Origin of the sequence: Rhodococcus sp. LW-XY12, assembly GCF_019317345.1 — a bacterium.
Lineage (GTDB): Bacteria > Actinomycetota > Actinomycetes > Mycobacteriales > Mycobacteriaceae > Rhodococcus > Rhodococcus pyridinivorans.
Genome location: NZ_CP079225.1, coordinates 4,175,586 through 4,198,799 on the forward strand (window position 1 = coordinate 4,175,586; position 23,214 = coordinate 4,198,799).

Sequence of the window (23,214 nt, forward strand, 5' to 3'; positions counted from 1 at the left end):
CCCCGTTCTCAATGGCACGGAAGACCGAGGAGGTGCCGGCCGTCGTGCATCAGTTCGTGCATGAACATGCCGGTGCGCGAGATCGCGCCCTGATCGAATCCGACCAGGTAGAGAACGAGAAAAGCCGCGACGATCACTGCGGCGAGAGCGACTGCGAGTGCGGCGGAGCCGAGCGACTCGTCGGGGGTATGGACAACAGCCATGACAATCCTCCTGGGATTTCGCGCCCCATTCGATTCCGTCATGTGCCGCGGGAGTTTTCTGGCTTCCGGAGATTTCGACATCTCCGGTTACAGTGGCGCGACCGCTCCGGCTTTCCACCGGATTGCCTACACCTCGGCACATCTTTACCGACGCACCTTCGCACCGGGCGTTGTGCGATGTCAAGCGGAGAGGACGTACCTGCCGTGACCCGATTGTTCGTCGTCGCACACGCTTCCACGCGTGCGACGGAACAGGCCCGATTTCCGTGCGACGAACCGATCTCCGATCGGGGCCGCCGCGAACTCGGACGCTTCGCGGTCCCGGTCGTCGACCGGTGGGTATGTGCACCCGAGCGACGCGCGGTCGACACGGTCCACGCCTTCGGTGTCCCCGCCGAGATCGACTCCGCGCTGCGCGAGCTCGACTACGGCAGGTGGTGCGGGGCGGCGATGGGCGATGTGCCCGAGGGCGAGCTGGCGATGTGGCTGACCGAGCCGGCGGCCGCACCGCACGGCGGCGAGTCCGTCGAGGACCTCATCCGCCGGGTCGGCACCTGGCTGGCAGCACAGGACGACGACTACGAACGGGTCGGGGTGGTGACACACCCGGCGGTCGTGCGAGCGGCGACGGTGTGCGCTCTCGACGCTCCGGCGGCGTCGTTCCGGAGGGTCGACGTGGGACCGCTGGACGTCGTCCGGCTCTACGGCGGGCCGGGTCGGTGGACTTTGCGGCCGAACCGATTCGCGCGGTGAGCTACCAGGTGACGTCCTTCTCGCACTGCTTGCCGTCGACTGTCGACTCCACCTGGACGGTGGCGTGCTCGAGCCCGTGCGACGACAGCGCGGTGCGCGCCGAGTCGAGGATCCACTGCGGGTCGTGGTCGCTGACGAGATGCACGGTCGCGACGTCCATGCCGGTGGTCAGCGTCCACACGTGCAGGTCGTGCACGCCGCACACGCCGGGCAGCGCGAGCAGGTCGGTGCGCAGCAGGTCGACGTCGAGATGCGCCGGCGAGGTCTGAGTGAGGATGCGCAGCGACTCGGCGGCCAGTCGCAGGGCGCGCGGCACGACCCACAGGGAGATGAGCACACCGACGACGACGTCGGCCAGGCTCCAGCCGAAGATCATGACGAGTGCGCCCGCGATGAGGACGCCGACGGATCCGACGGCGTCGGCGAGCACCTCCATGTAGGCGCCGCGCACCGCGATGCTGTCCTTCGCGTCGGCCCGCAGCATGAGCATCACGACGATGTTGGCGGCCAGTCCCGCGAGGGCGGTGACGATCATGGGCAGGCCGGGAAGTTCGGGGGCGTCGCCGATGCGGTCGATCGCCTCGTAGAACACCCAGCCGGCGACGCCGAGCAGCAGCACCGCGTTGACCATCGCGGTGAGGACTTCGGCGCGATGCCAGCCGAAGGTGCGCGAGGCCGCGCTGCTCCCGCGTCGGGCGAGGATGAGGGCGACCATGCCCATGGACACCCCGACGACGTCGGTGAGCATGTGGCCCGCGTCGGCGAGCAGGGCGAGAGAACCGATCAGGAGACCGACGAACGCCTCCAGTACGAAGAACGCTCCGAGGATGCCCAGCGCGAAGGCCATGCGCCGGATGACGGCGCGCGTGGGACCGGCGCCCTGACCGTGACCGTGGCCGACGCCGTGTGAGTGCCCGTGACCCGAACCCATCGAACTCCCTCTCCGAACCTCGGGCCATCGTATGCACGAATGCGCATATGTTTCAACGGCTACGTGCCCGGCGGGCTCGGAGGGCTTACTCGTCCGGGTCGTAGGCCGGATGTTCGACGGTGGATGGAAGGGTCGCGATCGCGGTGATCCGCTTGAGTCCGGCGGTCTGCAGCAGGTCGACGATCAGTGACCTCATCTGCGCGAACACCACCGTGGCCGACACTCCTGCCCCGGCGATGAGTTCGGGATCCATCTTCTTGGCGATGCTGCGCAGCACACGTGCAGCCTCGGCCTGGTCGGGCTGCTCCCCCGGCTCCGCGAGAACCATCTCGCGGAGCACGTCCACCGCATCGGCCACCTCGGCGAACAGCTGCACGAGCCGCGGATCAAGGATCTCGTCGTCGCGGACGAGGGTCAGCGACCGGCGCGCGAGCACGCGAATGTTGCGCATCGCGTGATCGATCGGGTCGGCGGCAGCCGTCAGGACCGCGAGACGCTTGCGGCTGTTCCAGTACAGCGGCGAGATCCGGCTGATCTCCCGACCGCCCTTGAGGTGGGTGCGCATCGAGTCGATCGCGGGCTGGGTGGCCCGCGCCTGCTTGAGGGCGTCCTCGATCGGTTTCGGGTTGTTCTCGACGAGCCCGGTCTCGACCTTCCTCAGGACCTCGCTCGCCGTGGCGAGGATCTCGGCGGCGTTGCGCCGGGCACGCCGCACCGGATGGGTGGGGATCATCGCGACGACCGCGATGCCCGTGAGACCCCCGACCAGGGCGTCGACCATCCGATCGGGCCCACCGGTGCCACCGGGTGGCAGCAGCGTCGCCACGAGCACCGCGGAGTTCCCGGCCTGCATCGCGAAGATCGGGCCGCTGTTCAACGCGACCGCCGTACTCATCGCGATGGTCACGACGAGCGCGATCTGCCACGGTCCGCTGCCGATCAGCGAGACGAGCAGGTCGCCCACGCCGATCCCGACGGTCACACCGCAGACGAGTTCGACGGAACGCCGCAATCGGGCGCCGAGACCGAGCCCGAGGGAGACGACTGCCGCGATGGGGGCGAAGAAGGGCTGTTGGTGCCCGACCAGATCCTTCGCGACCCACCACGCCAGGCCCGCCGCCAGCGCGCACTGCACGATCGGCAGCGCCGATGTGCGCAGCCGTTCGAACGAGTCGGTCAGGCGTTTACGAGCTCCCTGACGGGTGGGTCGACGCCGGGTCGCCGCGGACAGTCTGTTCAACACAGACATGTACGGGCGTCTATTCGACGCCGAGTTCTTCCGCTGCCCGCGGGTCGCAGTCCTCGAGCAGGTCCAGGCAGCGGGCGTGCTCGTCCGACTCACCGATGGTTCGGGCTGCCCGGGCCAGGACGGCGACGCAACGCAGGAAACCGCGGTTGGGTTCGTGGCTGTAGGGCACGGGACCGAAACCCTTCCAGCCGTTGCGGCGCAGCTGGTCGAGACCGCGGTGATATCCGGTGCGTGCGTAGGCGTATGCCTGGATCGTCTCGCCACTGTCGAGTGCGGCCTCGGCGAGGTACGCCCAGGCGATCGAGGCGGTGGGATGGTCGGCTGCGACCTTCGCCGGGTCCTCGTTGTTCAGCAGGGCCGACTCCGCGTCGTCGTCGCCGGGGAGAAGGGTGGGCTGCGGTCCGAGAAGATCACCGAAAGACGTCATGGGGTCATTGTGCCCTTCCGTGGCGAAGGCTCGATAGAGTCCCCGGGTAACCGCAGGCCGTCGAGCGAGGTGCAGCACGTTGTCGGACCCGAAGAACGAAGAGTCACCCGAGCAGACTTCGACGACCCCTTCTGTCGAGACACCGGACGAGAGTGCGGAAAACGAACCCCCTGTCGAGCCGGCGGCGACCGACGAAGCAGCCGCAGAAGAAGTGGTATCCGAGGATGCAGTGCCCCAGGATGCAGTGCCCCAGGATGCAGTGCCCGAGGATGCAGTGGGCGCGGGAACCGAGAAGGCCGACGAGCCGGCGGAGCAGGTCTCCGAGAAACCTGAGGAGCCGACCACCGATGCGGCGTCCTCGGGTGAGGACGCGAGCAGCGATGAGCCGGAACAGGCTGCAGACGAGAGCGTCACCACGGACGAGACCGTGGCGCTTCCCGTCGTCGAACCCGAGACCGTCGAGTCCCGCCCGACCCCCGAATCCGAGCCCGCGCCCGATGTCACCTCCGCCGATGCGCCCACGGTGCAGATCCCGGTCCGCAGCCACGTGCCGAAGGCGCCGCCGCAGCGCATCGCTCCGCGCCGTGAGGAACCGACGGTTCAGCCCGAGCCCGTCCGCGTCGCCGTCCAGCCCACGCCCACGCGCATCCCGCCGGCCCGCGACAAGAGCCGCGGTCGTCGGCTGATCGCTGCCGGAGCAGCGGCCGTGCTGGTGGTCGTGGCGATCGTCGCGGCCGGCGTGATCGTGTTCCTGAAGGACCGCGCCGACAACTCCCCCGAGAGCCGGATCCGCGCGGGCATCGACACATTCGTCGGAGCACTCGAATCGGGCGACCTGGAGACTCTGCGGGAGTCGACCTGCGGAGCGCTCTCCGACTTCTACGAGACGGTCGATCCGGAGAACTTCCGCGACATCCACCGGCTCGCCGTCGAACAGGGCGAGATCCCGGTGGTGACGAGCGTCGATCGCATCCAGATCACCGAGGGCACCGCCATCGCGCAGGTCACCGCGCACACGGTGAACGATCCCGACGATGTCACCGACCGCACCTTCGACCTCACGCTCGACGGTGAGCAGTGGAAGGTCTGCAGCGAATAACGGGACGACAGCGACCACGAGTGTGCAGAAGTCGTCGTTCGCCCTCGGCGTGTCGCGAGGATTTCTGCACACCGTAGGGACGACGAAGGGCGCCGACGAGAACGTCGGCGCCCTCCTGGTATCGGTGGGGCCTTACTTGGCCGAGACCGAGCGTCCCGCCGACTTGAGGTCGTTGCAGGCCTCGATGACACGCTGCGTCATGGACGCCTCGGCCTTCTTGAGGTAGCTGCGCGGGTCGTAGGCCTTCTTGTTGCCGACCTCGCCGTCGATCTTGAGCACACCGTCGTAGTTGGTGAACATGTGTCCCGCGATCGGACGGGTGAACGCGTACTGCGTGTCGGTGTCGACGTTCATCTTCACGACGCCGTAGCTCAGCGCCTCGTCGATCTCCGACTTCAGCGAACCCGAACCGCCGTGGAAGACGAGGTCGAACGGCTTCGACCCCTCGGGCAGACCCAGCTTCTTCGACGCGGCGGCCTGGCCCTCGGCGAGGACGGACGGCTTGAGCTTGACGTTGCCCGGCTTGTAGACGCCGTGGACGTTGCCGAAGGTAGCGGCGAGCAGGTACTGGCCCTTGTCGGCGCCGAGCGCGTCGACGGTCTTCTCGAAGTCCTCGACCGTGGTGTAGAGCTTGTCGTTGATGGCGTTCTCGACGCCGTCCTCTTCACCGCCGACGACGCCGATCTCGATCTCGAGGATGATCTTCGCGGCCTTGGCGGCAGCGAGGAGTTCCTGCGCGATCTCGAGGTTCTCGTCGATCGGGATGGCCGAGCCGTCCCACATGTGCGACTGGAACAGCGGGTTCTGTCCGTTGTTCACGCGCTCCTGCGAGATCGCGATGAGCGGGCGGACGAAGCCGTCGAGCTTGTCCTTCGGGCAGTGGTCGGTGTGCAGAGCGATCGTCACGTCGTACTTCTCGGCGACGACGTGGGCGAACTCGGCGAGTGCCACGGCGCCGGTGACCATGTCCTTCACACCCAGGCCCGAGCCGAACTCGGCGCCACCGGTCGAGAACTGGATGATGCCGTCGCTGCCGGCGTCCGCAAAGCCCTTGATGGCGGCGTTGATCGTTTCGGACGAGGTGCAGTTGATGGCCGGAAACGCGAAGGAGTGCTCCTTGGCGCGGGCGATCATCTCGGCGTAGACCTCGGGAGTTGCGATGGGCACGGCAGGTGACCTCCATGTCGACGTGTCTGTGCGCTCGGCCGATGTGGGCGGCGGCGCGTTGTCCCTGCATTATGGCAACTCCGGACGTCGAACGCTTGAGTGCATCCGCGAAGTCACGTGCGGCTGTGCCCGGCCGAGTGCCACTACGATGGCAGCCGTGATGACGGAGGCCCGCTCGGAGGCGAAACCCGAGGACAACGACCGCACCGCCCAACCGAAGCCGGCCGAGATGCTCGCCAACGTCGCGCGAGGCGGCCTGATCGGAGTTGCAGAGACGGTACCCGGCGTGTCGGGCGGTACAGTGGCCCTGGTCACAGGGATTTACAGTCGCCTGATCGCGTCCGGCAAGCACATCACGGACGTCCCCCGCGCGATGGTCGGGGGAGCGGGTTGGCGGACCGCTCTGCGACGTGTCGACTGGTGGCTTCTGATTCCGGTCGCTGTCGGCATGGTGGTCGCCGTGTTCTCGATCGCCGGGGTCATGGAGTCGTTCGTGAGCAACCAGCCCGTCTATTCCCGGGCATTGTTCATGGGAATGATCGCGACGTCGGTGATCGTCCCCTTCCTGGAAATCGAACGCGGAGCCCTACGTGCACGGGGAGCGAAGGGCCGCGCGTGCGCTCTGTTCGTACTGATGGCCGCCGCTGTGTTCGCGCTGACGTCGCTGCCTCGCAGCGAGATGACCGATCCGTCCCTGATCCTGGTCTTCGGCGCCGCGGCCGTGGCAGTCTGCGCTCTCGTGCTGCCGGGTGTCTCGGGATCGTTCTTCCTGCTGGTCGTCGGCCTCTACGCGCCGACGATGGCCGCCGTCGACGATCGGAACGTGCAATACCTGGGCGTGTTCGCGCTCGGGGCACTGGTGGGTGTGGTGACGTTCGTGCGCGTACTCGAATGGCTGCTGGAACGCCATCACACCGCGGCCATGGTCGCCGCAGCGGGTCTGATGCTCGGCTCACTACGTGCGCTGTGGCCGTGGCAGACGGATACCGGAGCACTCCTCGGCGTAGGCGACGGCTGGCCACTCGCATCGGGTCTGTTCGTGGCCGGTGCCGCTGTGGTCGGCGTGGTCGCTCTGGTCCAACGCCGGGTTTATGCCGCTGATGCCCGCGCATCCGTGGAGGCAGCGGAGCAAGCACGAAGTATCGAACAACGCTGAAGAACGACGCCGAACGCTGTACCGGGTCGGAGGATCGGTTCGTGAATCGGTACTCTCGCACGTCGTGATTACTTCGGTCCCCACGACCAACCTGGCACTGCTTCCGGGGTTTCTCGATCCTGTCAATCTCCTGAATTCGTTCGGGACCTGGATGCTCATCGGGTTGCTGCTCGTGGTGTTCATCGAATCCGGTCTGCTGTTCCCGCTGCTGCCCGGCGACTCGCTGCTGTTCACCGCGGGCCTGATCGCGGCGGCCAAGTCGGCGGAGGTCGAACCGTTCGCCCCGTTGTGGGTGCTGATGGTGACGATCCCCATCGCGGCGGTCCTCGGCGACCAGGTCGGCTATCTCATCGGCGCGAAGGGCGGAACCAGGCTGTTCAAGCCGGACTCGAAGCTCTTCAAGCAGGCCTACATCGACGAAGCGCACCGCTTCTTCCTGCGCCACGGACCCGCGATGATCTTCCTGGCACGTTTCGTGCCGATCGTGCGCACCTACGCCCCGCTCGTCGCGGGCGCCGCGAAGATGCCCTACCGCGTGTTCATCACCTACAACATCATCGGCGGCATCGTGTGGGGCGCCGGCGTGACGCTGCTCGGCTACCTGCTGGGACAGATCAGCTTCATCGCCGACAACATCGACATCATCTTCCTGGGCATCGTGTTCGTCTCGGTGATCCCGATCATCACGGAGGTCGGCAAGCGCGTGCTCAACTCGCGTCGTGCGGCCAAGAACGGTGAGGCGCCGGCCGCCGAGGCCGCGACGATGCCGATCAACCGCATCGAGAGCACGTAGGAACGAACCTGGCACCACAGAAGGTGGCTTCCGCCCGTCGAACGAACGGGTCGGAATCCACCTTCTTCCGTTTCAGGACCGCGAGGCCGCGACAGCGTAGGCCGCTTCCATGAGCATCCACCCGCCGAGCTGCACCGACATGTCACGTTCGGCGACGGCCGACTCGCGGACGGTGCCGCCCGCGAACCGCGCGACCGAGGTGCCCAGGCCGGGTAGCCGCGCCTGCCGCGACCAGTCGCGGCCGAAGACCGGCAGCTCCTCGACCTGCAGCCGGTTCTCCCAGGCGGCCTCCGCCGACGCCAGCACGATCCGTGCCGCGACGTTGCGGGCGCGGATGTCGTCGCGGTCGACGACGGGCAGTGTCGTGGCGACCATCGCGAGGTAGCGGGCCAGGATCCCGTTGAACAGTCCCCCGTCGCCCCCTCCCCCGCCGGTGACGACACTGCGTTCGGTGAGGTGGTCGTCGACTGCGGCGACGAGCGCGTGGACCCTGCGGCGATGCCGGGGGTCGTCGAGCTGCAGGGCGAGTTCGGTCTCGAGACCGAGCGTCACACCCTGGCAGTAGCTGTAGATCGCGCGTTCGTGCACGCCGTCGCGGATGCCGTCCAGGACGAGACCCGTCTCGGGGTCGAGCAGCACGTCGTGGATCCAGTCGGCCATCTCCTCGGCGCGGTAGACCTTGCCGGTGCGGGCGAGCAGCAGCGCCGCGGGACCGTTCGCGGGGGCGTTGAAGAAGTTGTCCCGGCGACGCCACGGGATGCCGCCGCCGCGTTCGGGTTGCCAGGCGTCGAGGAGCTCGTCGACGAGGGTCGCGATCGCACCGCGGTGGTCGACGTAGAGATGCCGTTCGGCCCGTTCCAGCGACAGGCCGAGCCACGCCATGTCGTCGTAGTAGTTGTTGGTCCAGCCGGTGAGGTTGCGGATGCGGTGGGTGCGGGCGAGCCGCACGACGCGGCGCCGGCGACGCGGTGTGGCGTCGCGCTCGGCGGCGTCGACGGCGGTGTCGATCAGGTGCGCCTGCCACCAGTAGTGCCAGGAGAGGAACAGTCGCTCACGTCGGACGGCGGGCCATCCGACCACCCCGAGCGCGGTGCCGGGCAGGGCCCAGAGACGACGGATGTGCCGCGAGACGATCGCACCCTCTGCGGCGTCGGCCCGCTGCGACCACCGGGCGGCTTCGACTCCGTCCGAACGCTGTCCTGCTGCGGTGTTCATCACCCTCCACACTGCCCGACCGGCGGCCGTCCCGACGACGGTCCGCGCGACTTTCATCCCGGAATGCGGGGCAGGTGTTACCAGGCGTCCGAGAAATCGGCGTGCTGCCTGATCCACGCGTGCATCGCGATCCCCGCGGCGACACCCGCGTTGATGGATCGGGTGGAGCCGAACTGGGCGATGGAGACCGTCATCGACGCGACGTTGCGGGCCGCTTCGGTGACGCCGGGACCCTCCTGCCCGAACAGCAGCAGGCAGCGGTGCGGCAGGGTCGCCGTCTCCAACCGGACCGAGCCGGGGGTGTTGTCCACCGCCACGATCTCGAGGTCCTGTTCGGCCGCCCACGCGACGAGCGCGTCGACGTCGGGGTGGTGGAGCAGGTGCTGGTAGCGATCGGTGACCATCGCTCCGCGCCGGTTCCACCGGCGTCGTCCGACGATGTGCACGGTGCCCACGGCGAACGCGTTGGCGGTGCGGACGACCGTCCCGATGTTCGCGTCGTGGGCGAAGTTCTCGATGGCCACGTGCAGCGGGTGCCTGCGACGGTCGATGTCCGCGACGATCGCCTCGCGGTTCCAGTAGCGGTAGGCGTCGACGACGTTGCGCCGGTCGCCGTTGGCGAGCAGCTCCGGGTCGTAGCGCGGGTCGGTCGGCGGCTCGGTGCCGAATTCCTCGATCCACGGTCCGACGCCGTGCGGGTGCTCGCCCCACTCGGTGGGGCCCGCGGCGTCCTCGACGGCCGGTTCGGAATGCGTGTCGGTCACCGTCAGAACGTCTCGTTCGATCCTGCCGCGACGCGGAAACCGTGACCGGTGGCGTCGTTGGTGCAGGTCACGTCGGCTGCGGTGGTGGCGCACGTGTAACCGAGCTGTGACAGCGGCGATCCGGGCGGCAGCGCGGGGCTCGCCCCGTCGGGCGAGAGGTAGACCGGTCCGCCGGAGCACACGAACTCCCCTTCACCGGAGTCCTGCACGCGGATGCCGAGTCCCCAGTTGACCATGCAGTCCTCGGGGCGCGGCGGGATCGGATCGGTCGGTCCCTCACAGCCCGCCTCGGTGCGGGTGGGCAGCCGGACGATGCCGCATTCGAAGGTGCCGTCGGGGCTGCTGAAGTAGTACGACTCGTTGCGCTGGTACTCGACCTGCGCGAGCGGAGCAGGTTCCTCCGTGGAGGTCTCCGGCTCGGGAGCCGGTTCGGTCGTCGACGGGGTCGTCTCCTCGGTGGTACTCGGGGCGACCGTCGTGGAGGAGGTCGTCGAGGCAGTCGCCGAGGTCGTCGTCGACGTCGCTCCGGAGTCGGCTTCCGGCCCGTCCGCGGAGCCTCCGCATCCTGCGACGAACAGTGCCGCACCCGCGACGACTGCGACCGGCCACATCCGAATTCTCACGCAACACCCTTCCCGACGACGTGCGGGTGTCACTCTATCGAGCGGTGTCAGTGGCCGGTCAGGCGCCGGTTGACCAGGCGATTCATCCATCCGGGCGACACCTGGGCGAGTGTGGCGAGCACGGTTGCCTGCCGTCCGACGGGCCGGTGCACCCGGCCCGAACGCCGGGTGGGGCGGGTCGCGTCGAACACCGCGCGGGCGACGTCGTCGGCGCCGAGGTTCACGCCCAGGGAGCGTCGCGAGCCGATGTCCATCCCGTCGACCATGTTCGTGTCGACGAACAGCGGCCACATCGCCTGGACCTTGATGTCGTGGCGTGCCCACTCGAGTTCGAGTGCTTCGGTCAGGCCGCGCACCGCGAACTTGGTGGCGCTGTAGGTGGCGAGCTCGGGCTGTCCGTAGAGCGCCGATGCCGAGCACATGTTGACGATCTGCGCACCGGGGGTGTCGCGGAGGTACGGGAAGGCCGCATGGCAGCCGAGGAGGACACCGGTGACGTTGACCTCGACGATCCGGCGATGGCGGCTCACCGGGATCTCCTCGAACGGTCCGGAGGACAGCAGCCCGGCGTTGTTGACGAGGACGTCGAGGCGGCCGTCGGTGCAGAATTCCTCGAGCACGCGGGTCCACGCGGCGGTGTCGGTGACGTCGAGGGCACCGGTGACGATCCGTCCCGCGGCGATCGAGGCGCCCTCCTCGGCGAGGCTCGCGAGCCCGGCGGTGTCGATGTCGAAGGCACCAACGCGGTAACCGTGACGGGCGAAGAGCAGGGCTGTGGAGCGGCCGATACCGGCGGCGGCTCCGGTGATCACCACGCTGGGAGCAGACATGGCATCACCCTAATCGCGGGCGGGAGCCGACGGGGTAGAGCGGGGATAGGCTGGAATCGGAGGAGTTGTGAATCGTCGTATCGTCGCCACCGTCGCGTTCGTCACCGTGGGATATGTCGTCGTTCTCGCGTTGTGGATGAACCTGTTCCTGCCGATCTCCGAACCCGGCACCGAGGGTTTCCAGGTGGTCTTCCTCGTCTGCCTGTACGGCACCGTGCTCGGCCTGTCGATGGCGCTCGCGGGTCGCCGATCGGAGGTCATGCGTCGCATCGAACGCGAGGGCTACGAGGGATGGGCGACCATCCGTTCCGCGACACCGCTCGATCTGACCTCGACCGGTCAACTGACCCGGCTCGACCTCGAGCTCACGGTGCCCGGCTCGGAGCCCTATCGCGGCACGGTCGTCTACGAGGTCGACCGCCGCGACCTGCACCGCTACGTCGCCGGCGAGGTCGTGAGCATCTGGGTGGACCCCCTCGACCGCGACCGGATCGTCCTCTACCCCTAACCCTTCCGGCTCGTGAGAGCGAGAAGCCCTTCCACGAGCAGCAGCTGGGCCACGGCGTAGGTGGTCAGCACGAATCCTTCCGCTGCCGCACGGGACTTCTCGTCCTTCAGCAGGGTGCGGCGCACCACGATCGATCCGTCGGACAGCGTGAAGATCAGACCACCGAGACCGAGCCAACTGCGCCGATCGGTGTCCGGCACGGCCAGCCCCGCGCGCACGCGCGCAGCGGGCGCGAGGGCGGGATCTCCGGCGAGCGTCGCGGTGGTGGCGAGCAGGGCACCGTATCCGGCCAGCGGCGCGGCCACCGAGCGGCTGCGGGCGGCGAGCAGACCGGCCGCACCGGCCAGCGCACCGGCACGCTGCACCGCGACCGGCTTCGACACCCGCGCACCACGCCGGACGAGGATGCTCGAGTAGGCGGTCTGCATGACACCGAAACAGGCTGCACCGCTCAGGATCCGACGGTCCTCGTCGGAGCGGATCATGGCGATGTCGCCGAGGGTGGCGGCTGCGAGACCCGCGACCATCAGCGCGGTATCGGCGCGATCGGTGTCACGGGAGCGACGCAGCACCCGCACGGCGAGCGCCGGTGCGATGAGCGGTTTGGCGATCCGCTGCAGCTTCTCGTTACCCGACACCCCACCGACGACCGTGGCAGCCGATGCCGCCGCGAACACCGCGTGCTCGACGCCCCACCTCTTGCGACTGAACCAACCCATGCGCGCACAGTACCCGGCTGCATCGATCATCCCGCAAACGTCAGCAGCGGCGCGCACCGCCGGACGCCGTGGCGCGCAGGAAGGTCGGCGCCGGCAGGTCGCGACGTGCAGCGGCGTCGGCGACGGCCTTCCGCACCGAATCCACGCGGTCGTCCTCGCACAGCGCGATCGCCGACCCGCCGAAACCGCCGCCCACCATCCGGGCGCCGAGTGCACCGGCAGCGACGGCCGCGTCGACGGCGGTGTCGAGTTCGAGGCAGCTGACCTCGAAGTCGTCGCGCAACGAGCGGTGCGACGCATCGAGCAGGGGTCCGAGATCCCGGATCCGCCCTGCCCGCAACAATTCCGCAGCCTTCTGAACGCGGGCGATCTCGTCGATCACGTGCCGGGCGCGGCGACGCAGGACCGGATCGTCGATCGGGTCCGCCGACGAGGCGTCGCGCAGGCTCTCCACGCCGAGGAGGCGGGTGGCGTCCTCGACCTCACGGCGACGCTGTCCGTACTGTCCGTCGGCGAGTTCGTGTCCGGTGCCGGTGTCGACGACCAGCACGGCCAGCCCGCGGGCTTCCGCGTCGAACGGGATGTGTTCGCTGCTGCCGTCGGCGAAGTCGAGGAGCAGCGCGTGGCCGGGACGTGCGTGGAGGGCGATCCGCTGGTCGAGCCCACCGGTGGGAGCACCGGCGTAGTCGTTCTCCGCGCGCACGCACGCCGCGGCGAGTCGATCACGGCCGTCGTCGTCGAGGGGCAGCCCGCACAGGTCGGCGAGCGCTACCGCGACCGATGTCTCGAGCGCCGCGGACGACGAAAGTCCCGCTCCGACGGGCACGTCCGATGCGACCGCGATGTCCGCACCGGTGAATCCCGGCGGGTCGAGCGTCCAGATCACGCCGGCGACGTAGGCGGCCCAGCCGTCGACGTGCCGGTCGCGCAGATCGAGGTCGACGCCGTCGAAACCGGAACTGCGCACGCGCAGCACGTGATCGGAGCGGCGACGCACCGCGACGACGGTGACCTGCGGGATCGCCATCGGCAGGCACAGACCCCCGGCATAGTCGACGTGCTCGCCGATGAGATTGACGCGCCCGGGCGCGCACCAGCAACCCTCGGGTTCGGTGCCGAACTCGGCCGCGAACAGTGCGCGGGCGGTCTCCACGAGCGTCATGGCGCCACCTCGCGAAGGCGTTCGGCGATCCGTTCGGGGGTGGTGTCGCTGATCCACGCGCCCATCGCGGATTCGGATCCGGCGAGATATTTCAGCTTGTCCGGGGCCCGCCGCAACGAGACGATCTGGCAGAACAATCGCACGTCCCCGCGGGGTGCACCGACCGGCGCCTGGTGCCAGGCGGCGATGTAGGGAGCGCGGTCGACACCGGGAAAGAACCGGTCGACGCGGCCGAGCAGGTCGCGCTGGATGCCGGCGAGTTCGTCGCGTTCGTGTTCGTCGAGGGCCGCGAGATCAGGGACCTCGCGATGCGGGACGAGGTGCACCTCGACGGGCCAGCGTGCCGCGGCGGGAACATAGGCCGACCAGGCGTCGCCGGCGAACACGAGTCGGGTGCCCGCGCGTCGTTCGGCGTCCAGGATGTCGCCCTGCAGCGACCTGCCGGTCCGCCGGCGATGCTCGCGGGCGCGGTCGAGCAGGGCCTGCGAGCGCGGTGGGACGAACGGGTAGGCGTAGATCTGTCCGTGCGGATGCTGCAGTGTCACACCGATTTCCACGCCGCGGTTCTCGAAGCAGAAGACCTGCTCGACATCAGGTCGCTGCGACAGCGCGGCGGTGCGGGCGGCGAGCGCATCGATGACGGTGCGCGCCCGGGACGCCGAGAGGTCGGCGAACCGGGCGTCGTGGTCGGGGGTGCACGCGACGACCTCGCAGCGGCCGGTCGCCGGTCGCCGCGGCCACAGACCGTCGCCGTCGACGAGATCCTCACCGGCCGACGGCGCCCCGAGCGACGGGAAACGGTTCTCGAAGACAACGACGTCGTAGTCGTCGGCCGGGATCTCGGTGCACGCACCGGCCCTGCTCGGACACAGCGGGCAGTCGACGGCCGACGGCAGGAAGGTGCGGTCCATCCGGTGCGCCGCGAAGGTGACCCACTCCCCCGTCAGCGGGTCGCGGCGCATCTCGGAGGTCGCCGCGACCGGCGGCAGGTCGCGGCGGTCGTGGAGGTCGCGGGTCGCGGTACCGGAGACGAACGGCTCGGTGTCGTCGAAGTAGATCAGCTCCCGGCCATCCGCGAGATGCGTGACGGTCTGCCGGACCCGCGCCTCCACGCGGCTACTTGTCGTCCAGACCCAGGTCGGCGAGGCCGAGCAGGGAACGGTACTCGACGCCCTCGGCGGCGATGACCTCGTCGGCGCCGGTCGCGCGGTCGACGACGGTCGCGACACCCACGACGATCGCGCCGGCCTCGCGCAGCGCCTTGACGGCGGTGAGCGGCGAGTTGCCGGTGGTGGTGGTGTCCTCGACGACGAGCACGCGCTTGCCGGTGACGTCCGGTCCCTCGATCTGCCGCTGCATGCCGTGGGCCTTGGCGGCCTTGCGGACGACGAACGCGTCGATGGGCCGGCCGGGGGCGTGCATGACGGCGAGGGCGACCGGGTCGGCACCCATGGTCAGGCCGCCGACGGCGTCGAAGTCCCAGTCGGAGACGAGCTCGCGCAGCAGCTTGCCGATGAGCGGGCCGGCCTCGTGGTGCAGGGTCGCGCGGCGCAGGTCGACGTAGTAGTCGGCTTCCTTACCGGACGACAGGGTCACGCGGCCGTGTACCACCGCCAGCTCGCGTACCAGTGCTGCCAGTTCGTCGCGGTCACTCATTGCGTCCTCACCCGTCGTTCGGCGGCGCGACGCCGGTGCGGTCGCGCTCGTGTCGGGGAACGAGCCTAGTCGCTGTGGGTCGCAGATCAGGCAGCGACGGTGTCGGAGGTCGCCTCGGACTCCGGCCGGACGTCGCTCGCGACGACCGCGGTTTCGGTGTCCGCCTCGACGGTCTCGGGCCTGCGGGCCGGTCCGGATGCGGTGACGGGTGCGGGCACCTCGAACAGCACGACCGGGCCGACGGCCGCGAGCTTCGCGAACAACGAGGTGGGGAATCGGCCGACGGCGGTGTTCAGGGCGCCGCCGAGGTCGTTGTGCACGCGGACGGCGCCGGCGATGCGCTGTTCGCGGGTCTGCAGTTCCCGGGCGACCCGGATGAACGGCCAGTGGTTGACCCCTTCGAGTCCACCGATCAGCTCGTGCAGCGTCGCGGACAGCGCGTTCTCCGCGCCGGCGCGTTCGGTGAGCCCGAGACGCTGGTCGCGCACGCCGATGGCGAGCGACCGGGCGCCGACGACGGGCCGGATGTGCTCACGTTCGACGCCGGCACCGGCCGACGCCGCGATGAGCGCGGGCACGAGATCGTAGCGGTCGTCGAGTTCGTGGAGGAGCAGGCGCAGGCTCTCCCGGTGGCGTTGCTGCAGCGTCCGAAGGCGGCGCACGCCTGCGCGCAACCACAGCACCACCGCAACCACGACAGCAACACAGAGCACCACAGCCACAGACGTCACGCGCAGAAATGTACCGAGCGCACGGATCGCGTCGAAGACTGCACCCGGCGTGTCCTGCGCGGTGTATCCGTACCGTGATCTGGCAACGCCCGCCGTCAGTTCGTCCGGCGACGATCAGGTGCGGCCGCGACCGTTGCCGAAGGTGTTCGTCAGCTTCCGCACGAGGTTCTGCGGCACCAGTCGTCCCGCCGTCGCGAGCACCTTGTACTGCAGCCCGGGGATGCTGCGGACCTTGCCCTTGTCCAGGTCGGCGAGCGAGGTGCGCACCACCTCGTCGACGTCGAGCCACATCAGGTTCGGGGTGGACGACATGTCGATCCCGGCACGCTGGTGGAACTCGGTGCGCACGAAGCCGGGGCACAGTGCCTGCACCCGCACGCCCGTGCCGGTGAGACCGCCCGCCAGTCCTTCGGTGAACGACACGACGTAGGCCTTGCTGCCGGAGTAGGTGGAACCGCGCCCGGGAAGCAGACCGGCCACGCTCGCGACATTGACGATGTCACCCCTGCCCGCCTCGATCATCGACGGGAGCGCGGCGCGTGTGAACGCGACGACCGAGGTGACGTTGACATCGAGCTGCGCGTGCAACAGGGCCGGATCGGCGGTCCAGAACTCGCCGGTCGTGCCGAAGCCGGCGTTGTTGACGAGCATGTCGACGCCGCGGCCGAGGCGCTCGACGACGAGATCGCGACCGTCGGCCGTCGCCAGGTCGGCGACGATGATCTCCGATGCCGCCCCGAACTTCTGCTTCAGCTCGGCGGCGAGTTCGTCGAGGGCGGGACGGGTGCGGGCGACGAGCACGAGGTCGTAACCGCGACTCGCGAGGGTGCGGGCGAAACCCGCGCCGATTCCCGAGGTGGGTCCGGTCACGAGCGCGACGGGGCGGGCGGAAGTCATGGCCGCCACACTAACGACACGCGGCGTGCGCGACCACCTCTCGGCGTTCCCCGCAGTGACTGCTCCTCGGCGTTCGCCTCAGTGACAATTCTCGGCGTTCGCCTCAGTGACAATTCTCGGCGTTCGCCTCAGTGACGAGCGGAGGGGCGTCCCGGATCCTGCGAACCCCGGTCGAGTTCCTCGGGTTCGACAACGGGTGGCAGCACGTGGAGGATGCCGGACAGCCGCGCGACGGTCTCGATGGCCGAGTCCCATTCGCGTCCGGTGCTGCCGATGGGGATCGAGCCGAGCGTCCACTCGCCCTCGCTCCACAGCATCTGCACGTGATCGGGGATGGATTCGGTGAACGCGACCATCCGCTGATCGCACACGCGACGCGCGATCTCGAGGTCGGTGGCGAAGACGATGCGCGGCCCGATCGAACCGAGCAGGTTCATGTCGGGATCCTTCGGCGGCGGCGTCGACTTGAGGCGCAGGTCGATGTCGACGTCGGAGCCGACCTTGCGGCGGACCGCGATGATCGTCGCGGTCTCCTCGATGTCGAACAGGACGAACTCCTCGCCGCGGCGAACCCCGCGGACGATATCGATCGCGCCGAGATATTCCTGCTTGGCGAGCGCCGCGCGGTGCCAGGTGGACGGCAGGTGGTCCTCGGCGGAGGTGTACTTGTAACCCTGCGCCTTGGCCCAGATCTCCCGGATACGACCCGACTGCTCCCGCCGCGTCCGGTCGACGTAGAGCAGCGCGACCGCACCCAGCAGTGCGACCGCGGCCAGAGAGAACCACATGACAGTCATCGTCGAGTCAGCCTAGCGGGTCAGCGGCCCGAACCACCGAAGGATGGGAGGGACGCGCTGACGACGGTCTGGGCGGTCATCCGCCCCTGCTCGACGGCGCTGCCGGTCGCCACGGCGGTCGCGCCAACCTCGAGGCTGTCGGCGGTGTCGCCGGTCAGGGTGATGATCTCGGTGTCGGGCGTGAGGACGACGGTGACCGTCGAACCACCGATGACACCGAGGGTGATGCTGCCGCCGTCGTTCGCGGTGATCGTGCCCACGACCGCGCCCGCGTCGCCCATGACCTCGCCGAGTCCGCCCGGGATCCGGTCGAGGGGCAGCCCCGGTGTGGTCGGTTCGGGTGCCGGCGGGAGAGTCGCCGTCGGCGGGGGCGCGACGGTGGCCGGGGCGCGATCCGACGCGACCCGCGAGGTGGAGTCGTCGGGTCGGCTGAGCAGGAACCCGATGGTGCCGCCGAGCGCGATGAGGACCACCGCGGCGAGCGCGATCAGTCCCCAGCGAGGGCCGCGTGGCTTCCCGGCATCCGCGCCGGGCACCGGGCCCGTCGGTGGCTGCCCCGGTATCCCCTGCCCCGGTGTGCCCGGTCCCGGGTTCATCGCCGTCTGCGGATTGCGGGGGTCGTAACCGGGGAGCACCTGCGTGGGCTGATAGCCGTGCGGGGGCGGGTAGCCCGGCTGGGGAGGATACGGCTGCTGAGACGGATGGACCTGGGGCGCGGGGTAGGCCTGCGTGGGCTGGTACTCGCTCCCCTGCGCGCCCCACTGCTCGTAGCGGGTGTACGCGACCGTCGGGTCGGTGACCGGCCGCCCGTACGCCTCGGTCGGGTCGTCGGTGTGCAGCACGCGGGTCGCGTCGTCGTCCGTCCCGTTCGACGACTCGTCGAGTGCGTAAGCCCGTTCCTGCGGGGTGCGCGGATCCTGGGGATTCGTCATAGCGCCTTCCAGAGTAGGCGCGCGCGGCCCCGGCGGCTCCTGCCACCGAGGCCGCGCACGGGCGCCGTCAGGCGCTGATCACGAGGTGGTCGCCGTCCTCGCTGACGCCCACGTGGACGGTGTCTCCGTCCTTGATCTCACCGGCGAGCAGCTTCTTGGCGAGCTGGTCGCCGACCGCCTGCTGTATCAGGCGGCGCAACGGACGTGCACCGTACTGCGGGTCGTAGCCGCGCACCGCCAGCCAGAACCGCGCGGTGTTCGAGACGTCCAGTGTCAGTCGCCGCGCCGACATGCGGTCGGCGAACTGGTCGAGCTGGATGTCGACGATCTTCTCGAGCTGCTCCTCCGAGAGCGGGTCGAAGATCACGACGTCGTCGAGCCGGTTGATGAACTCCGGCTTGAACGCCGCCCGCACCGCCGCCATGATGTGCTCCCGATCGCCACCCGCACCGAGGTTCGATGTGAGGATCAGGATGGTGTTGCGGAAGTCGACCGTGCGGCCCTGGCCGTCGGTGAGACGACCGTCGTCGAGCACCTGCAGCAGCGTGTCGAAGACGTCCGGGTGTGCCTTCTCGACCTCGTCGAACAGCACCACCGTGTAGGGGCGGCGCCGCACGGCCTCGGTCAGCTGACCGCCGGCCTCATAGCCGACGTAGCCCGGAGGCGCACCGACGAGGCGTGCCACCGAGTGCTTCTCGCTGTACTCGGACATGTCGATCCGCACCATGGCGCGTTCGTCGTCGAACAGGAAGTCCGCGAGTGCCTTCGCCAGCTCCGTCTTACCGACACCGGTCGGGCCGAGGAACAGGAACGACCCCGTCGGACGGTTAGGGTCGGCGACACCGGCACGTGCACGACGCACCGCGTCGGAGACGGCCTGCACCGCGACGTCCTGGCCGACGACCCGCTTGCGCAGTTCGTCCTCCATCCGCAGCAACTTGGAGGTCTCGCCCTCGAGCATGCGGCCGGCGGGGATGCCGGTCCATGCCGCGACGACGTCGGCGACGTCGTCCGGGCCGACCTCCTCCTTGAGCATCAGGTCGCCACCGGCGGTGGTACCCGACGCGGCGGCGGCCGCCTCGAGCTTCTTCTCCAGCTCGGGGATGCGGCCGTAGCGCAGCTCGGCGGCCTTGCCGAGGTCGCCGTCGCGTTCGGCGCGTTCTTCCTCACCGCGCAGGGATTCGAGCTGTTCCTTGATCTCCCGCACGGAGTCGATCGCGGTCTTCTCGTTCTGCCAGCGCGTGGTGAGCTGGTTGAGCTTCTCCCGCTCGTCGGCGAGTTCGGCGCGCAGCTTCTCGAGGCGTTCCTTCGAGGCCTCGTCGCTCTCCTTCTGCAACGCCATCTCCTCGATCTCGAGGCGACGGACGACGCGTTCGACGGTGTCGATCTCCTCGGGACGCGAGTCGATCTCCATCCGCAGGCGCGAGGCTGCCTCGTCGACGAGGTCGATCGCCTTGTCGGGTAGGAAGCGCGAGGTGATGTACCGGTCGGACAGCGTCGCCGCCGCGACGAGCGCGGAGTCGGTGATGCGCACGCCGTGGTGCACCTCGTAGCGCTCCTTGAGGCCGCGCAGGATGCCGACGGTGTCCTCGACACTCGGCTCCCCCACCAGGACCTGCTGGAAACGACGTTCGAGGGCCGCGTCCTTCTCGATGTACTTGCGGTACTCGTCGAGGGTCGTGGCACCGACCAGCCGCAGCTCACCGCGGGCGAGCATCGGCTTGATCATGTTGCCGGCGTCCATCGCCGACTCGCCGGTCGCGCCGGCGCCGACGATGGTGTGGAGCTCGTCGATGAAGGTGATGATCTGCCCGGCCGATTCCTTGATCTCGTCGAGCACGGCCTTGAGGCGTTCCTCGAACTCGCCGCGGTACTTCGCGCCCGCGACCATCGAGCCGAGGTCGAGCGAGATGACGGTCTTGCCGCGCAGCGACTCGGGCACGTCCCCGGCGACGATGCGCTGGGCGAGGCCCTCGACGATGGCGGTCTTACCGACGCCTGGCTCACCGATGAGGACCGGGTTGTTCTTGGTCCTGCGGGAGAGCACCTGGACGACACGGCGGATCTCGTTGTCGCGACCGATGACCGGGTCGAGCTTGCCTTCACGCGCCCGCGCCGTCAGATCGGTGGAGTACTTCTCCAGGGCCTGATAGCTGGCCTCGGGATCGGCGGAGGTCACGCGGCGGTTGCCGCGGACGGTCGTGAAGGCGTCGCGCAGGGCGGCCGGCGTTGCGCCGTGCCCGGCGAGGAGCTTCGCGACATCGGAGTCGCCACCGGCGAGGCCGACGAGGACGTGCTCGGTGGAGACGAATTCGTCGGTGAGTTCGGTGGCGAGTTTCTGTGCCGCGGTCATGGCCGCGATCGCCTCACGCCCGAGCTGCGGTGTGGTGGTCGCCCCGCTGGTCTGCGGAAGACGACGGACGAGGTCCTCGGCTTCCCTGCGCACCGCGGCCGGGTCGACGCCCACCGCTTCGAGCAGCGGGCCGGCGATGCCGTCGGTCTGGTCGAGCAGTGCCACGAGCAGGTGTGCCGGACGGATCTCCGGGTTGCCCGCAGCGGACGCCGACTGAAGTGCAGCGGTGAGTGCGGCCTGGGTCTTGGTCGTCGGATTGAACGAGTCCACTGCGCGCCCCTTTCTTTCTCGGTGCACCCCACGCGCAGGCGAGTGCCCCATGTCGATTCTGCAGCCGATTCCCTGCCTCGGACAGGTCTCGGTGATGTCGAATTCTTCAACGGATCATAAGTTGAGTTTGTTCCACTCAACTTTCCTGAGTATAGTGATTCTGTTCACAAACCGCTCGCAGGTTGTGACGGACCCGGCGGTCAGTGGCCGGGCGCCCTGCAACCGACTACAGTGGCGGCGTTCGCGCAGCACGGATACAGGGAGGATGGCGTGGAGGCTTTCGCCATCGCCCGGGTTCAGCTCAGCTTCGCGTCGATCATCGCCACCCCCACCGGAGCCGAACGGTTCGCGACGGCGTTCTACAACGCCATGTGGAGCGAGTCCACCGGCATCCGCTCACTGTTCCCCGCCGGCATGGAGTCGATGCGACAGCGGTTCGCGACCGCGGTCGGCTGGGTCGTCGCCCGCCTCCACGAACCGGGCACCGTCGACAGGTTCCTCGCCCAGCTCGCGCGCGACCACCGTAAGTACGGGGTCGAGCCGCTGCACTACCGCGTCGCGGGCAACGCACTGCTCGCCGCGGTCCGCGAATGCACTCCCCTGATCCTGTGGACGGCCGCGCTCGAACGCACCTGGGCCGAGGTCGTCGACGGAGTCGTCGAGACGATGGCGACCGCCGCGGCCACCGACGACCTGCCTGCCTCATGGGGGGCCACCGTCGTCGGCCACGAACGCGTGCTCCCCGATCTGGCCATCATCCGGCTCGAGGCCGACAGCTCGATCCCCTACTACGCGGGCCAGTACATGAGCGTGCAGATCCCGCAGCGCCCGCACATGTGGCGGTACCTGTCGGCAGCGATCCCGCCGAATCCGTACGGGCAGATCGAATTCCACGTTCGACGGGTCTCCACCGGATGGGTGAGCCCCGCGCTCGTCGGCGAGACCGCGGTCGGCGACCGGTGGACGATCGGCCCACCGCTCGGTGGCCTGCACGTCGACCGCGAGAGCGGCCGGGACGTGCTGATGATCGCGTCCGGCACCGGTCTCGCACCCATGCGCGCCCAGATCATGGAGATGGCGATGCGCGGCGACAACCCGCGCGTCCACCTGTTCTACGGGGGCAAGTATCCGTGCGACCTGTACGACCTCGAGACCCTGTGGCAGATCGCCACGACCAACCCGTGGCTGACCATCGTGCCGGTGCTCGAGGAGAAGGAGAACCCTTGGTGGCACCCGGTTCCCGCGAAGGAACCGCCCACCGGCCTCAACCGGCCGATGTACGGCAAGCTCGGTAAGGTCGCCGGGCAGTTCGGCACGTGGGCCGACCGTCAGATCCAGATCGCCGGGTCGCCGTCGATGATCCGCACGACGCTGTACGCGCTGTCGGCGGCAGGCACCCCGCGTCAGAACATCAGCTTCGACCCGCTCTGATCTGCTTGCGCAGCTTCCGTGCTGCGAGAACGTTCCGCGTCAGCGAGATCGGGTTCGGTGGCACCCATCCCGCCTGCTTTGCCATTCCGAGGTCGTCGCGCACGGCCCAATGCTCGACGATCTTGCCGTCGGCCACCCGCATCCAATGGGCCTGACGCACCGTGAAACTCTTTCCCGTCGGCGCGAACACCTGGTCGACGCGGCCCTGCTCGTCGTAGGTGGCGAAGGGTCCTTCGTGTCGCGCCGACATGACGGTGTCGAGGACGACGAGATCGTCCTGCTCCACGACGTTCTTCACCTCGAACTTCAGATCTGCGAAGGCGTCACGCAACCACAGTGCAGTTGCGAAGAAACCGTCGGGTCCGTGGACTCTGGTGGGAGGCGGTTCACTCTTTGCTTCGCGATTGACCGCGTCCGCGGACAGCACCTCGCCGAAAACGCTGCGATCACCGTCGGCCATCATCATCAGAGCCCGCACGGCGAGAGATTTCTTCTCCTCGGATCCGAGTTCCGGGGTGGACGCCGGAGTGGAATGTTCGATCTTCACG

General features: G+C 68.9%; 25 protein-coding genes and 1 riboswitch. Of the genes, 6 read left to right on the forward strand and 19 right to left on the reverse strand.

The genetic code is table 11. The features are described 5' to 3' along the window. Window positions 1–8: 8 nt before the first annotated feature. Window positions 9–203, reverse strand: coding sequence for a CbtB domain-containing protein (locus KXC42_RS19330; protein WP_006552982.1), 195 nt, complete (start codon window positions 201–203; stop codon window positions 9–11). Window positions 204–257: 54 nt separating this feature from the next. After that, window positions 258–327: riboswitch (cobalamin riboswitch) on the reverse strand. 80 nt (window positions 328–407) lie between these two features. Here KXC42_RS19330 and KXC42_RS19335 point away from each other — a divergent pair. Further along, window positions 408–956 (forward strand): histidine phosphatase family protein, encoded by a 549-nt coding sequence (locus KXC42_RS19335; RefSeq protein ID WP_219129407.1) that lies wholly within the window; start codon window positions 408–410, stop codon window positions 954–956. Window position 957: 1 nt separating this feature from the next. On the opposite strand, the gene KXC42_RS19340 is transcribed toward KXC42_RS19335, so the two are convergent. From KXC42_RS19340 to KXC42_RS19350, 3 genes are all read right to left on the reverse strand, one after another. Next, window positions 958–1,887: a cation diffusion facilitator family transporter gene (locus tag KXC42_RS19340; protein WP_006552984.1), complete on the reverse strand. Its 930-nt coding sequence runs from the start codon at window positions 1,885–1,887 to the stop codon at window positions 958–960. An 85-nt stretch (window positions 1,888–1,972) separates the two neighbouring features. Next, entirely contained in the window at window positions 1,973–3,136 is a 1,164-nt protein-coding gene (locus KXC42_RS19345) for an aromatic acid exporter family protein (protein WP_219129408.1), read from the reverse strand. A gap of 10 nt (window positions 3,137–3,146) precedes the next feature. Beyond that, complete coding sequence (locus tag KXC42_RS19350) at window positions 3,147–3,563, reverse strand: DUF3151 domain-containing protein (RefSeq protein ID WP_006552986.1); 417 nt, start codon at window positions 3,561–3,563, stop codon at window positions 3,147–3,149. A 259-nt stretch (window positions 3,564–3,822) separates the two neighbouring features. Here KXC42_RS19350 and KXC42_RS19355 point away from each other — a divergent pair, with 259 nt between their 5' ends. Further along, the gene (locus tag KXC42_RS19355; protein ID WP_257605873.1) at window positions 3,823–4,662 is read left to right on the forward strand and encodes a hypothetical protein; all 840 of its coding nucleotides are present in this window, start codon (window positions 3,823–3,825) and stop codon (window positions 4,660–4,662) included. Window positions 4,663–4,794: 132 nt separating this feature from the next. Here KXC42_RS19355 and fbaA read toward each other — a convergent pair whose 3' ends face one another. Then, window positions 4,795–5,829, reverse strand: a complete 1,035-nt coding sequence (fbaA, locus tag KXC42_RS19360; RefSeq protein ID WP_006552988.1) for a class II fructose-bisphosphate aldolase — start codon at window positions 5,827–5,829, stop codon at window positions 4,795–4,797. Between the two features lie 148 nt (window positions 5,830–5,977). On the opposite strand from fbaA, the gene KXC42_RS19365 reads away from it, so the two are divergent. Together KXC42_RS19365 and KXC42_RS19370 are read left to right on the forward strand one after the other, a co-directional pair. Continuing rightward, complete coding sequence (locus tag KXC42_RS19365) at window positions 5,978–6,985, forward strand: DUF368 domain-containing protein (RefSeq protein WP_219129409.1); 1,008 nt, start codon at window positions 5,978–5,980, stop codon at window positions 6,983–6,985. 64 nt (window positions 6,986–7,049) lie between these two features. Continuing rightward, complete coding sequence (locus tag KXC42_RS19370; protein WP_019291049.1) at window positions 7,050–7,778, forward strand: VTT domain-containing protein; 729 nt, start codon at window positions 7,050–7,052, stop codon at window positions 7,776–7,778. 72 nt (window positions 7,779–7,850) lie between these two features. Here KXC42_RS19370 and KXC42_RS19375 read toward each other — a convergent pair whose 3' ends face one another. From KXC42_RS19375 to KXC42_RS19390, 4 genes are all read right to left on the reverse strand, one after another. Next, window positions 7,851–8,993, reverse strand: coding sequence for a glycoside hydrolase family 76 protein (locus KXC42_RS19375; protein WP_064852490.1), 1,143 nt, complete (start codon window positions 8,991–8,993; stop codon window positions 7,851–7,853). Window positions 8,994–9,070: 77 nt separating this feature from the next. Next, the gene (locus KXC42_RS19380) at window positions 9,071–9,757 is read right to left on the reverse strand and encodes an RNA methyltransferase (protein WP_059384638.1); all 687 of its coding nucleotides are present in this window, start codon (window positions 9,755–9,757) and stop codon (window positions 9,071–9,073) included. A gap of 2 nt (window positions 9,758–9,759) precedes the next feature. Beyond that, window positions 9,760–10,368: a hypothetical protein gene (locus KXC42_RS19385; protein ID WP_059384639.1), complete on the reverse strand. Its 609-nt coding sequence runs from the start codon at window positions 10,366–10,368 to the stop codon at window positions 9,760–9,762. A 59-nt stretch (window positions 10,369–10,427) separates the two neighbouring features. Next, entirely contained in the window at window positions 10,428–11,210 is a 783-nt protein-coding gene (locus KXC42_RS19390) for an SDR family oxidoreductase (RefSeq protein ID WP_219129410.1), read from the reverse strand. A 67-nt stretch (window positions 11,211–11,277) separates the two neighbouring features. Between KXC42_RS19390 and KXC42_RS19395 the strand changes: the two genes are divergently transcribed. Continuing rightward, window positions 11,278–11,718: a hypothetical protein gene (locus tag KXC42_RS19395; protein ID WP_059384641.1), complete on the forward strand. Its 441-nt coding sequence runs from the start codon at window positions 11,278–11,280 to the stop codon at window positions 11,716–11,718. Here KXC42_RS19395 and KXC42_RS19400 read toward each other — a convergent pair. The 9 genes from KXC42_RS19400 to clpB all read right to left on the reverse strand — a co-directional run bounded on the left by KXC42_RS19400 (window position 11,715) and on the right by clpB (window position 21,235). Beyond that, complete coding sequence (locus tag KXC42_RS19400) at window positions 11,715–12,437, reverse strand: lysoplasmalogenase family protein (protein ID WP_059384642.1); 723 nt, start codon at window positions 12,435–12,437, stop codon at window positions 11,715–11,717. The two genes, KXC42_RS19395 and KXC42_RS19400, sit on opposite strands and share 4 nt — an antisense overlap. Before the next feature lie 40 nt (window positions 12,438–12,477). Further along, window positions 12,478–13,599 carry a galactokinase gene (galK, locus tag KXC42_RS19405; protein ID WP_219129411.1) on the reverse strand — a complete coding sequence of 374 codons (1,122 nt, stop codon included), beginning with the start codon at window positions 13,597–13,599 and terminating at the stop codon, window positions 12,478–12,480. Next, window positions 13,596–14,711 carry a galactose-1-phosphate uridylyltransferase gene (gene galT, locus KXC42_RS19410; protein WP_219129412.1) on the reverse strand — a complete coding sequence of 372 codons (1,116 nt, stop codon included), beginning with the start codon at window positions 14,709–14,711 and terminating at the stop codon, window positions 13,596–13,598. Before galT ends, galK begins: the two co-directional genes overlap by 4 nt. A 4-nt stretch (window positions 14,712–14,715) precedes the next feature. Beyond that, entirely contained in the window at window positions 14,716–15,255 is a 540-nt protein-coding gene (gene pyrE, locus KXC42_RS19415) for an orotate phosphoribosyltransferase (RefSeq protein ID WP_059384645.1), read from the reverse strand. Window positions 15,256–15,341: 86 nt separating this feature from the next. Then, the gene (locus KXC42_RS19420) at window positions 15,342–15,941 is read right to left on the reverse strand and encodes a LemA family protein (protein WP_219130512.1); all 600 of its coding nucleotides are present in this window, start codon (window positions 15,939–15,941) and stop codon (window positions 15,342–15,344) included. Window positions 15,942–16,100: 159 nt separating this feature from the next. Beyond that, window positions 16,101–16,883 (reverse strand): SDR family oxidoreductase, encoded by a 783-nt coding sequence (locus KXC42_RS19425; RefSeq protein ID WP_059384647.1) that lies wholly within the window; start codon window positions 16,881–16,883, stop codon window positions 16,101–16,103. A gap of 128 nt (window positions 16,884–17,011) precedes the next feature. Beyond that, on the reverse strand, window positions 17,012–17,671 hold the full coding sequence (locus tag KXC42_RS19430) for a hypothetical protein (RefSeq protein ID WP_016691486.1): 660 nt from the start codon (window positions 17,669–17,671) through the stop codon (window positions 17,012–17,014). 29 nt (window positions 17,672–17,700) lie between these two features. Next, window positions 17,701–18,612, reverse strand: coding sequence for a hypothetical protein (locus tag KXC42_RS19435; protein WP_219129413.1), 912 nt, complete (start codon window positions 18,610–18,612; stop codon window positions 17,701–17,703). A 67-nt stretch (window positions 18,613–18,679) separates the two neighbouring features. Next, complete coding sequence (gene clpB, locus KXC42_RS19440) at window positions 18,680–21,235, reverse strand: ATP-dependent chaperone ClpB (RefSeq protein WP_024101899.1); 2,556 nt, start codon at window positions 21,233–21,235, stop codon at window positions 18,680–18,682. 270 nt (window positions 21,236–21,505) lie between these two features. Here clpB and KXC42_RS19445 point away from each other — a divergent pair, with 270 nt between their 5' ends. Beyond that, the gene (locus KXC42_RS19445; protein ID WP_024101900.1) at window positions 21,506–22,666 is read left to right on the forward strand and encodes an FAD-binding oxidoreductase; all 1,161 of its coding nucleotides are present in this window, start codon (window positions 21,506–21,508) and stop codon (window positions 22,664–22,666) included. On the opposite strand, the gene KXC42_RS19450 is transcribed toward KXC42_RS19445, so the two are convergent. After that, the gene (locus KXC42_RS19450) at window positions 22,647–23,213 is read right to left on the reverse strand and encodes an ester cyclase (protein ID WP_033096225.1); all 567 of its coding nucleotides are present in this window, start codon (window positions 23,211–23,213) and stop codon (window positions 22,647–22,649) included. The two genes, KXC42_RS19445 and KXC42_RS19450, sit on opposite strands and share 20 nt — an antisense overlap. Window position 23,214 lies beyond the last annotated feature (1 nt).